The organism is Sulfurimonas sp. (assembly GCF_027056685.1).
Classification (GTDB): Bacteria; Campylobacterota; Campylobacteria; order Campylobacterales; family Sulfurimonadaceae; genus Sulfurimonas.
In genome coordinates, this window is the sequence record NZ_JALUKE010000115.1 from 1 (window position 1) to 11,267 (window position 11,267).

General features: G+C 35.0%; 11 protein-coding genes. 6 read left to right on the top strand and 5 right to left on the bottom strand.

From position 1 onward, the window contains the following. Positions 1 to 1,010, bottom strand: a 1,010-nt coding sequence (locus MVY38_RS05135; RefSeq protein ID WP_297484078.1) for a dihydroorotase, incomplete at its 3' end; no start/stop codon positions are given. 48 nt (positions 1,011 to 1,058) lie between these two features. On the opposite strand from MVY38_RS05135, the gene lpxB reads away from it, so the two are divergent. Next, positions 1,059 to 2,105 (top strand): lipid-A-disaccharide synthase, encoded by a 1,047-nt coding sequence (gene lpxB, locus MVY38_RS05140; RefSeq protein WP_297484079.1) that lies wholly within the window; start codon positions 1,059 to 1,061, stop codon positions 2,103 to 2,105. Here the strand turns inward: lpxB and MVY38_RS05145 are convergent. Beyond that, a complete protein-coding gene (locus MVY38_RS05145; protein ID WP_297484080.1) occupies positions 2,102 to 2,899 on the bottom strand; it encodes a hypothetical protein in 798 nt (265 codons plus the stop codon). The genes lpxB and MVY38_RS05145 overlap by 4 nt on opposite strands. 152 nt (positions 2,900 to 3,051) lie before the next feature. Here MVY38_RS05145 and MVY38_RS05150 point away from each other — a divergent pair, with 152 nt between their 5' ends. The 3 genes from MVY38_RS05150 (at position 3,052) to MVY38_RS05160 (ending at position 5,023) form a co-directional block, all read left to right on the top strand. Then, positions 3,052 to 3,306 carry a hypothetical protein gene (locus MVY38_RS05150; protein WP_297484081.1) on the top strand — a complete coding sequence of 85 codons (255 nt, stop codon included), beginning with the start codon at positions 3,052 to 3,054 and terminating at the stop codon, positions 3,304 to 3,306. After that, positions 3,303 to 3,650, top strand: coding sequence for a type II toxin-antitoxin system PemK/MazF family toxin (locus MVY38_RS05155; protein WP_297484082.1), 348 nt, complete (start codon positions 3,303 to 3,305; stop codon positions 3,648 to 3,650). Before MVY38_RS05150 ends, MVY38_RS05155 begins: the two co-directional genes overlap by 4 nt. A gap of 116 nt (positions 3,651 to 3,766) precedes the next feature. Continuing rightward, positions 3,767 to 5,023 carry a DEAD/DEAH box helicase gene (locus MVY38_RS05160; RefSeq protein ID WP_297484088.1) on the top strand — a complete coding sequence of 419 codons (1,257 nt, stop codon included), beginning with the start codon at positions 3,767 to 3,769 and terminating at the stop codon, positions 5,021 to 5,023. An 8-nt stretch (positions 5,024 to 5,031) separates the two neighbouring features. On the opposite strand, the gene dsbD is transcribed toward MVY38_RS05160, so the two are convergent. Beyond that, a complete protein-coding gene (gene dsbD, locus MVY38_RS05165; RefSeq protein ID WP_297484083.1) occupies positions 5,032 to 6,759 on the bottom strand; it encodes a protein-disulfide reductase DsbD in 1,728 nt (575 codons plus the stop codon). A gap of 106 nt (positions 6,760 to 6,865) precedes the next feature. On the opposite strand from dsbD, the gene MVY38_RS05170 reads away from it, so the two are divergent. Beyond that, on the top strand, positions 6,866 to 7,087 hold the full coding sequence (locus MVY38_RS05170) for a (2Fe-2S)-binding protein (RefSeq protein ID WP_297484084.1): 222 nt from the start codon (positions 6,866 to 6,868) through the stop codon (positions 7,085 to 7,087). A gap of 4 nt (positions 7,088 to 7,091) precedes the next feature. Here MVY38_RS05170 and MVY38_RS05175 read toward each other — a convergent pair whose 3' ends face one another. Both MVY38_RS05175 and MVY38_RS05180 read right to left on the bottom strand, forming a co-directional pair. Continuing rightward, positions 7,092 to 9,677 carry an ABC transporter substrate-binding protein gene (locus MVY38_RS05175; RefSeq protein WP_297484085.1) on the bottom strand — a complete coding sequence of 862 codons (2,586 nt, stop codon included), beginning with the start codon at positions 9,675 to 9,677 and terminating at the stop codon, positions 7,092 to 7,094. Between the two features lie 3 nt (positions 9,678 to 9,680). Further along, positions 9,681 to 10,178, bottom strand: coding sequence for a nucleoside 2-deoxyribosyltransferase (locus MVY38_RS05180; RefSeq protein ID WP_297484086.1), 498 nt, complete (start codon positions 10,176 to 10,178; stop codon positions 9,681 to 9,683). A gap of 121 nt (positions 10,179 to 10,299) precedes the next feature. Between MVY38_RS05180 and MVY38_RS05185 the strand changes: the two genes are divergently transcribed. Then, on the top strand, positions 10,300 to 11,267 hold a 968-nt coding region (locus MVY38_RS05185; protein WP_297484087.1), incomplete at its 3' end, for a DUF255 domain-containing protein.

Below are 11,267 nucleotides of genomic sequence, written 5' to 3' on the forward strand. Positions count from 1 at the left end.
GGCATTGTAATCATTTTAGATTTTACAAGCTTTGTGTAGTAGAGTGGCAGTGCATCGCTGAGTGCTTCACAACCATATGCAGCATCAAAAAATGCCACCTCTTTATTAACTGGTGAAGATGGCTGGTGCAGTGTTGTCAGCATATCTATCTCACTGCGTTTGAGTGAGGCTTGCAGGGAGAGCATATCTTCTTTACAAGCGAGTGGTGGGTTAAGTTTTGCAGTGGTATTAAAGTCATTACAAGCTGCATCACACTGAAGTAGATGGTGGATGGAGACTTCACAACTTACCTGAACACCCTCCTCTTTTGCTTTGTTAATGAGTTCAACAGAACGCGGTGATGCGATGGACTTGAACAGTATTTTAATGTCAAAATATCTTGCGATCTCTATCATACGAGAGACATGCAGCACTTCACTAAGCTCTGGAATACCAGCAAGACCAAGATTTGAGCTCACATCACCATCGAGCATCACACCTGCGTTTATAAGCGAGTTATCTTCTGCTTTACAAAAAAGTGTTACGCCATACATCTCTACATATTCAGCAATTTTAATAGCAATGTTATTTTTCGCTATGGTACTCATATAGGGTGCAATAGCACCTTTTTTAAGAAGTATTGCAATATTTGAGAGGGACATATCATCTTTAAGAGTGTTGAGCATAAAGTCTATCTGTGGTGTTGTTATCTCTTTTGTAGCATTTTGAGCAAATTCTAGGACAACTTCATTATCTATGGCAGGAGTTGTATCTGCGTTTAATACAATATGCCCAACCCCACCTTTTTTTGCCTCTTTTGCTATGCGTGCAATAGTTGTTGCATTTAAAGAAGAGTCAAAAACTTTTACATTCGTATCGACAAGGCTAGGAAGCAAATAGGCTCCTTTAGCATCTATGACCTCATCATCACTCAAATCTTTTCCTATCGCGACAACAATCCCATTTTCGACTTTAACATCAACTTCTCTCTCACCATAAACATCACAAACTACTGCGTTTGATATAAGCATTTTAGACCACCTTCGATATAATAGTGAAATTATAGCATAGGAATACCGATGAAACTACTTGTCTCAGCACTAGAACACTCTGCAAATGTCCATCTGAACTCATTAAAAAATGAACTAGATGATGATGTTGAATTTATAGGTATCTTTAACAGCAATCTTGGTAAGCCCATAGTTGATTTTCGTTCACTCGCCATTATGGGCTTTGTTGATGCCTTAAAAAAGTTACGATTTTTCTTTAAACTCGCCGATGAAATGACAGAACTTGCTCGTGATGCAGACAAAGTATTGCTTATGGACTCCTCAGGGTTTAATCTCCCCCTTGCAAAAAAAATCAAGAAAAAATACCCCGATAAAGAGATTATTTACTATATTTTACCTCAAGCGTGGGCATGGAAGAAAAAGCGTATTTTTGTGCTTGCAAAAACCATAGATAAACTCGCTTCCATCCTCCCTTTTGAACCAGACTACTACCCAAAAGATGCACCCATTGAGTATGTGGGGCATCCTCTACTCGACCAGATAAAAGAGTTCAAAACAGAGGTTGCAAAAGAGGTAAGAAGTGTCGTATTTATGCCTGGAAGCCGTAAAGGAGAAATAACAAAATTGATGCCGATGTTTAAAGAGGTACAAAAGAGGCTTAACCTCAACGCAGTGCTTATTATTCCTGAGCATTTCACACAAAATGAGAGAGATGCACTCTATGGCGACATCACTGCGTTTGAGATATCGCACACACCGCACAAAACACTCTACGAAGCAGATTTTGCCTTCATTTGTAGTGGTACGGCAACGCTTGAAGCTTCACTTATAGGCATTCCTTTTGTTTTAACCTACATTGCCAAGCCCCTTGACTACTTTATAGCCAGCAGACTTGTCAAGCTCAACTATCTCGGACTTGCAAATATTATGTTTGAAAAGTTCAAAGGAGAACCTCTACACCCTGAATTTATTCAAGATGATGTTACAGTAGAAAATCTTTTAAAAGCATATAAAGAGTATGACAGAGAAAAATTTTTACATGACTCCCAAGTTCTACGCGACTATCTTGGGCATGGGAGTTCTAAAAGGGTTGCGCAGATTATAGAGGAGAGTTAGTCCTCGCTTTTAGGCTTACGAGCTTTAATGTTTATCTTTTTGCCCGTTACTTTTGGAGCATCCCATTTATCTCTTGGTGTGCCATCGTAGCGGTGATTTCGCTCACCAGATTTTCCTGAAAAAAGTGCTTTTCCATTTTCATCTTTACCTAGAAATTTATTTGGAGATTTTTTCTTTTTTGCCCATTTATCATCTTTTGGACGTTCACTGCGTTTACTGTCTTTACTGAAATCTTTTTTAAACTCTTTTTTTGGTTTATCAAAACTTTTTTTCTTCTCAAACGCAGTCTCTTGAATGTTTGTAGATTTTTCATAGCGTTTCTTTGCTACCTCTTTTATCTCATCTTTAGAAAGTTTTTTTACTTTTGGTTTTTCATCTTCTTCTACTACAGGATAGTTAAATCCCTCTACGCTCTCTTGCTTAATAGCACGACCTAAAAGCATTTCAATAAAATGAAGATCATTTTGTTCACTCTCATCAAGCAGCATAAAAGACTTTTCAGTAGTTTTTGATGCGCGTGCCATATAGACAATATTTTTAATCGGCATCTCAAAACCGATAATAATATCTGCACGAAGCTCTTTATCTTTTATAAGATTCTTGTCTTCTATGACCTGTATCTCTTTATTTTCTAAGCCCTCTTCAATGATTTTTGTATCTTTAGCAGTCACTACAACAACACTTTTACCAGCATTATTTCTTATAAGTAGGTTTAAAAGTTCTATTTTTTTCTCAAATGGGCATTGATACACGCGGTGATTGTTGGGTTTTATAGTTAAATTATTTGATGACAAGTTGCATTCCTAAGTAAAGTCTTTATGCGATTATACCTAAATATTTTCTTTAATTACAGTGTCATAGTATCGATGGTTTAAGTTACAACTAAATACACATATTAAGAATAATATTAGTATATGTATAATAATATATACATAAAGGAGATAGTATGATAGTAGCAGTAAATGAAATAGCTAAACATCCTAAAATAATTAGTGATGCCAATGAAATCATATATGTACAAGATAAAAGGAAAAATGAGCTTAAAAGTATTGTCATTCCCGCAAGCTATGAGCCATATTTACATGATGCACTTAAAGAAGTAGAGTATCAAATGTGGCTCAAGCGTAATCAGGGACTGCTTAATAGTGAACATCCGGAGATTCTTGAAAATGTTGTAGGTGATCTTGGAGAGAAATTATGATAGCTCAAGGTGAAATTTATCTTGTAGATTTTGCAAAAAAATATAATAGTGAGTTTGGAAAAGTAAGACCTGCTGTTATTTTGCAAAATAATTTTCTAAACAGATCGCTTGATGTAAGCAAGTATCAATCTGTGCTTGTAGTACCTCTTTCAACTCAAGATATTCAAACAGAGTATAAAATAGAAATTTCGCCAAGAGATAATCTCAAAGAGAAAAGCTTTATAGTTGCTAACTGGCTCTGTACGCTTGACTTGAAACGAATACAGGCAGACAAGGGTATCATCACTAAACTTTCTTCTGATGAACTTCAAGAACTAAAAGCAAAAATATGCGATTTGATATGAGAACAATACCTTAATTTTTTTAGGTTATTACCACAAAATGCAGAAATTATGCTATAGTGTAGAGATATACAGAAGACTTTTTAGGTCTTAATTAGGAAATAAAGATTAAAAACGAAATTACATTCAACTCACTCGGTTTATCAGCGCCGATTCTAAAAGCTGTCAAAGAACAAGGTTATACAACTCCTACTCCGATTCAAGCTCAGGCTATTCCTGTTATACTTCAAAAGAAAGATATTTTAGCAGGTGCACAAACTGGTACAGGAAAAACAGCAGGTTTTACTCTGCCGCTTTTAGAACTTCTCTCACGCAAACAAGCACAAAAAAAGCATAAAGTAAGAGCACTTATTTTAACGCCGACTCGTGAACTTGCATTGCAGGTCGCTGAAAATGTAGCGCTTTATGCTAAACATACACCTTTTAAATCAACCGTGATTTTTGGTGGGGTAAAGATTAACCCTCAAATTGCACAACTTCGTAAAGGTGTAGATATTGTCATCGCAACCCCTGGTCGTCTGCTTGACCATATTTCTCAGAAGACTATTGATTTGAGAGAAATAGAGTTTTTGGTACTTGATGAAGCAGACAGAATGCTCGATATGGGTTTTGTAAATGACATCAAAAAGATCATAAACATCATTCCAAAACAGAGACAAACACTCCTTTTTTCTGCAACTTATTCAGATGCCATTAAAAAGCTTTCAAATCAGTTTCTAAATGCTCCAACGCTTATAGAAGTTGCGCGTACAAATGCTTCAAGTGAGATAGTAAAACAGGCTGTATACCATGTGGACAAAACACGCAAGCGTGAACTTTTAACACACCTTATTAATGAGGGAAAATGGCAACAAGTTTTAGTCTTTACACGTACAAAACATGGTGCGAATAGACTCTGTGGACAGCTTGACAAAGATGGCATCACATCTGCTGCCATTCATGGAAATAAGAGCCAAAATGCGCGTACAAAAGCACTCGCAGACTTTAAAAAAGGTGACATTCGTGTACTTGTGGCAACTGACATTGCAGCGCGTGGTATTGACATAGACCAACTCCCGCATGTTGTAAACTTTGAGCTTCCAAATGTGAGTGAAGATTATGTGCATCGCATAGGTCGAACAGGTCGTGCAGGTAACAAGGGCGAGGCTATTAGCCTTGTTTGTGTTGATGAAGATGAATTTTTAGCAGGTATTGAAAAGCTTATAAAAAAAGACATACCAAAAGTATGGATTAAAGAGTTTAAACCAGACCCAAGCATCAAAGCCGAACCTATAAATATGGGTGGAAACCGCGGAGCGAGAAATAAGCCACGCGGTGGAAGTAGAGCAAACGCAGGGGCAAGAGGCAACACGAACGCAAGAAGAGGCAGAAGATAAAACTTCTGCTATAAACTACGAAGATGCCCTAAAAACTCTTTTGGATCTTCATAACCGATAATAGTCTTTGACTCTATTGGTTGCAAATCTTTGTCAAAAAAGATTATTGCCGGTGGTCCAAAAACACCGTACTTTTTACTGAGTGCTTTTTCATTCTCACCATTTTTTGTAACATCCGCACGAATCAGTACAAAATCACTCAATTTCTTTCTTACATCTGCATCTGCAAATGTCACTTCATCAAGCTCTTTACATGAAGTACACCAATCAGCCGCAAAATCAAGCATTATTTTTTTACCACGGTTTTTCTCTAGCACTGCGTTTAGCTCTGGTATTGAAGTCACTTTTATAAAATGCAACTCTTTACTTGAAACTGCTGCTACGCCTTGAACAGAAGAAGCTTTTAAAAATCCAAGTGGTTTGCTCATACTCGGTGCACCTGCTAAAACACTAATAAAAAGTGCAAGCGAATAAGTAAGTAAAATAAATGCAACGCTGCGTTTAAAGATATGCCCCTCTTTTGAAAAAGCATCCAGATAGAGTGCAAAACCTATGCCTACAAGTGCGTAGAGCAGTGTAGTCACATTTTCATCGACAACCTTACCAAGCATCCAAATAGAAACACCCAACATAAGCACACCAAAGACTGCGTTTACAAGAGTCATCCAAGCACCTGGTTTTGGCATAAATTTACCAGCACTCACACCAACGACAATAAGAGGCAGTCCCATTCCTATACTCATACTAAAAAGTGCTGCACCACCGAGAAGTGCATCTCCTGTTTGACCAATGTAAACTAAAGCACCTGCCAAAGGAGCAGCAACACAAGGTCCAACTATAAGAGCAGATAAAAAGCCCATAATAGCCACACCAGCATAACCGCTGCGTTTAGAGTTTGAACTTACTTTTGCCACTAAAGCATCTGGAAGTTTAAGCTCATAAAAACCAAACATACTAAACGCAAGGAGTACAAAAACGCCTGCAAAGGAGTAAACAACCCATGGAGTCTGCAAAGCAGCTTGAAGATTCGAGCCAAAGAGCCCTGCTAAAACACCTGCAATGGTATATGCCACAGCCATTGCAAGAACATAAACCAAAGAGAGTACAAAAGCTTTTTTAGTAGTGAGTCCTTCGCCTTGAGAGATGATAACACCTGAGATGATAGGAATCATAGGAAAAACACAAGGGGTAAGCGAAAGCAAGAGTCCAAAACCTAAAAATGTCAAAAGCACCACAATAAAGCTACTTGATTTTATGGTTTGAGCAATGGAATCGGTTTGCGATTGTTGCACAATTTTTCCACCAGATGCCAGTTTTTCAGTATCTATTTTAAGTGTAAAAACCTTAGAATTAGGCTCATAACACAAACCCTCTTCAGAACAGCCTTGATATGCAATTTTTACTTTTACATCTTTTATGCCACTTACACCATCTTTATTTTTAAGAGTAAGTACAAAGTTTGGCGAGTGCATATAGACTGCATCACCTTCATGATTGACTGTTTTTGGTTTTTGAATATTTTTAATGGTAAAATCTTTACTACCTTCTAATGAAATCTTTAATGATTTATCATAGAGGTATATCTTTTTTCCTAGTTTAACACCTGCTTCTATTTGCATCTTATCATTGACTTTTGCATAGGGTGCAAACGCTTCATTTGGCATCAAAAACTTTCCTGCGTTTAGCGTACCAAAAGTCAGTGTCAGTAAAACAAATATCTTTACAAACATATTCATATTCTTGTATCCTTTTCGATTTTGTGGAGAAATTATATCACTTAAATGTGTATATATTGTGTAAAGTCAGTTATAATATTCAAAAAATAAATTATAAGAGGTTTTTATGCTAGATGTAAATACTGAAATATGTGTATGTAACTCACTCACCGCAAAAGATATAGCAGAGTGTATTAAGGAAAATAATCTCAGGTCTCTCAAAGAGATGTTACAAAACCAAATCTGCCCAATGGGTGACAAATGTGAAGCATGTCGCGATGAGGGCTACCATAATGATGGACTTAATCTTCCTTTAATTCTCTCTTTGGTCAAAACAAAACAGATATAAAGAGTTAATGTTTGACACTTGTAGGAATTTCAATAATAAAAGTCGTTCTGCCATTTTTACTATTGACATTTATTGTTCCATCAAACTGCTTTTCTAAAATCATTTTAGACATATAGAGTCCAAGTCCTGTCCCATTTTTCTCTTTCGTAGAAAAATATGGTTCAAAAAGCTGCTTCATTACATCTGGTTTTATGCCACCTGCTCTATCTTCTATAAAAATTTTCACATGTGAGCCAACTTCTTGACTACTAATCGATATAACTTTATCTGCTACATATCTGTTTTCCATATAGGCATCAATTGCATTGTTAAGTATATTTAAAATAACTTGAATAAGCTCACTTGAATAGGTATTTAAAGCAATATCTTCAAGATTTTGCATCTCTATTTGTATATTTTCTTTCTTTAATCTAGCATCAATAAAACCTAGAGTTTTTTCTAAAAGAGTTCTCAGGCTTATTTGTGTTGTATTTTTATTTGGTTGAAAGTATGTTTTAAAATCATCAATGGTAGTTGAGAGGTACTGTATTGTTGTATTTATCTCTTTTATTACATCTAAAAGTTGCTCTTTTGTTACTGAGTGACTTATCATCTCTTGGAGTTGAATATTAGATATTTTTAAGGCAATAGTATTTAGAGGTTGTCGCCATTGATGTGCTATCATACTTATCATCTCTCCCATAACTGCTTGTTTAGATTGGGCGGTAAGTATCTCATCTTTTTGCAACAGTTCATTCACTTTTTCTTGCACATTAATCTCTAAAGAGTCATTTATTTGACGCAACTCTTTTGTTTTTTGAGCAACACTTTTTTCTAGTTCTTCATTAAAATTTTTGAGTTTTCTTTGATAATATATCATCAAAAGAAAAATTATTCCCATCACTATAACTATACCAATTACTAAGGTATAGTCCACAACTTTATGATAGCGAGTCAGTCGCCACCCATCAATTATAGATTGAATTTTACTCTCAGCAATTGAATCCAATGTTTTTTGCATAATTGAATAAAGCAGAGGATTGTCTTTTTGAACACCAATACTTGCTTGAAGTAGATAATCTTTTGCCAAGAAGCCATTAATTTTTAGTTTTCCATAACCATATTTATCAATAAAATAGTCTGCTTTTTCATCAATATCTACTATGGCATACACTCTGTTTTTCAACACTTTTTCAAGCATTTTATTTTTATCATTTTCTACTTCAATATTCAAATATGGATAGTAATACTGAAGATAGTTTTTATACGACCGCCTCTGTACTACAAGTAATTTACCTTTGAGAGCAATAGGTGAATGTATAAATGATTTGTCTAATTTACTCAATAATGTAAAATATGTAGCCGTTATAGGTGTAGTTGTTTTAATGCTTTTTAAGTTATTTATTTGTTTAGCAGTAATAGATACCAACTGACATTTTTCATTTTTTAAGTGTTTTAATAAATCCTCTTCAGAATTAGATACTACAGGAGTAAACTTCAGACCTGTTTTTTGAGAAATCATTTGATATATATCAGCCATTATACCAACATATTTTCCATTTTCCATACCACCAACTGGTAAGAAATCATAATTTATACACATAGAAATTTTATGATGATTGCGTATATATTTTCGTTCTTGTTTTGTAAATTTCAAAGGATTTCTTTGTGGTTTAAATATAAAATCCTTAAGGCTTCGTTTACTTCCTATATGATATGTTTTTTGAAAAAGATGCATTTGTTTATGTAAGAAATTTACATCTATTGAACCTATATCATAGATATATGGCAAAATAAGTTTATCTATTGCATTTGCTTCATATACCAGAGCATCTTTTGAAATATTTGGTGCATACTTTTTATGGATTATATCGACAAGCTCTTTTTTATGAGAGAGTGCATATTCCCATCCTCGTATAGATGCCTCTTTAAAAGCCTCTACTCTTTGCGGATGATTTTGTGCCTCTTTTTTGGAGGTAAAAAGTTCTTCTTGCAAGGTAAATAAATTCTCATTTGAGGGATTTAGAATGTTATATTTCACACCAAGTTTATTCAGTTTATAGGGTTGATCAGATATATATGCAGTCATAGCATCCACTTTTCCCTCAGCAAAAGCTTTTACATTAAAAGTTTGGGGAATATATGTAAAAGAGTTTAATCCTACACCATAACCTTTAAAGTAAGGAGCAAAATTAAGCTTCATATCTAATTTACTTGCACACATCACCTTTTTACCAATCAAATCTTTAGGAGACTTAATATCTGGCTTAGTAATTAAAACAAGTGCCGAGCGTTTAAAAAATGAAGCCACTAAAACAACTGGCACCCCTTTTAAATACTCAATTAAAGTAGAAGAATTATAAATACCATAAGTAGATTTTCCAGAGACTACATCATTTATAACATTCACACCATTTTTATACTCTTTAAAAGTTACATCAAGCCCTGCATCCTTGTAAAAGCCTTTCTCTTTGGCGGCAATAAAACCAGCAAACTCAAACTCATACTTCCAATGTAGTTGCAGTGAGATATGGTCTAGTCTTCTATTATTACGATCCCCCATTCCATAAACAGAAGAAAAGAGTATAAGTATAATCCAAAAGAATTTCATTAATTACTCTTCTTTTAACTCTTGTAAGAGAGTTTCAAAATCTCCCTCAACTATTTTCATAGAACAAGCCAACATTAAATTTATAGGATATGCGAAATCTTCTATAAAGAGACCATTTTCATCCACAAAACCATCTGAAGTAGCAAATTTTTCCTCTTTTAAAAAACTCTCTATATAATCTTGTTTTTTGTTCATATAGCCATACACTTTTTTACCAAGCCCATAAGCAAAACCACACTCCCAAACAGTGCCACTATCTGCCTCTTTTCCACGAAACTGATTCAAATTTGCAATGACAATATCTGCTTTTTGAATCATCGCTACATTCGCCTGAAAAATATCCTGCGCTATTTTTTGTTTCTCTTGTGAAAAATCCACAACATTGTCGAGTGGATATAAGCCTTCATACCCATACTCTGTACAAAGTTGCACAAGCTTCTTACCTATTTGTATGGAATCTTTTTCAAAAACATCAGGTCCAGCTATATATATTTTTTTCATAAACACTCACTTTCTTAAATCAGGCTCTATTATACATAAAAAATTATAAATTTTAGTCCAAAAATTTAAGCACTTCATTAGCACTTGTTGAATACCATATTTTTTTAAATTGGAGAATTATATGTCAAACAGATTAGCAAAAGAAGATAGCCCTTATCTACAACAGCACAAAGATAATCCTGTAGATTGGTGGCCTTGGTGTGATGAAGCATTTGAAAGAGCCGAAAAAGAGAATAAAGCAATTTTTATTAGCATAGGGTATAGCTCATGCCACTGGTGTCATGTTATGGAAGAGAAAGTTTTTGAAGATGCAGAGTGTGCAAAAAATCTTAATGAGGGTTTTATTGCCATAAAAGTTGACCGTGAAGAGCGTCCAGACATTGACAAATATTATCAAGAGGTACATCTTTTACTCAACCGTAGAGCTGGAGGCTGGCCGACTTCTATATTTTGTACTCCAGAAAATAAACCATTTTTTGCTGGAACATATATTCCACCTGAATCAAATTCAGGAAGCATTGAGGGGATGGGATTTAAAGAGCTTACAAAACTCATAACAAAAAAAGTAAAAGCTATGGATAGCAAACTCTTTGAAAATGCTGATGAGATTGAAGGATTTTTAAACCATCCAGAGCATCCTAAAGAGGCAACCGTTTTAAAAGAGGATTTTTACAAAAACTTTATGCTTCAAGCAAAGAACAACTACGATACAAGAAATGGTGGTTTTTCAAGCAAACCAAAATTTCCTCACGCAACAACACTCAATGCCTTAATAACAATAGATAGACTTTACAATGATAAAGCAGCAAAGGCGATGGTAGAGACGACACTTACAAATATGACGAAAGGTGGTATGTATGACCTCGTTGATGGTGGATTTTGTAGATACTCTGTAGATGAGAAATGGCTTGTTCCACATTTTGAGAAGATGCTCTATGATAATGCCCTTCTTTGTGGTGTTTATAGTGAAGCATATAACACTTACTCTCATGAAAGCTACTTAAAAACGGCAAAAGAAGTGGCAGATTTTTGGCTCCATTTTATGAATGAAGAGGGACTTTTTTACAGTGCAAGTGATGCAGATAGTGA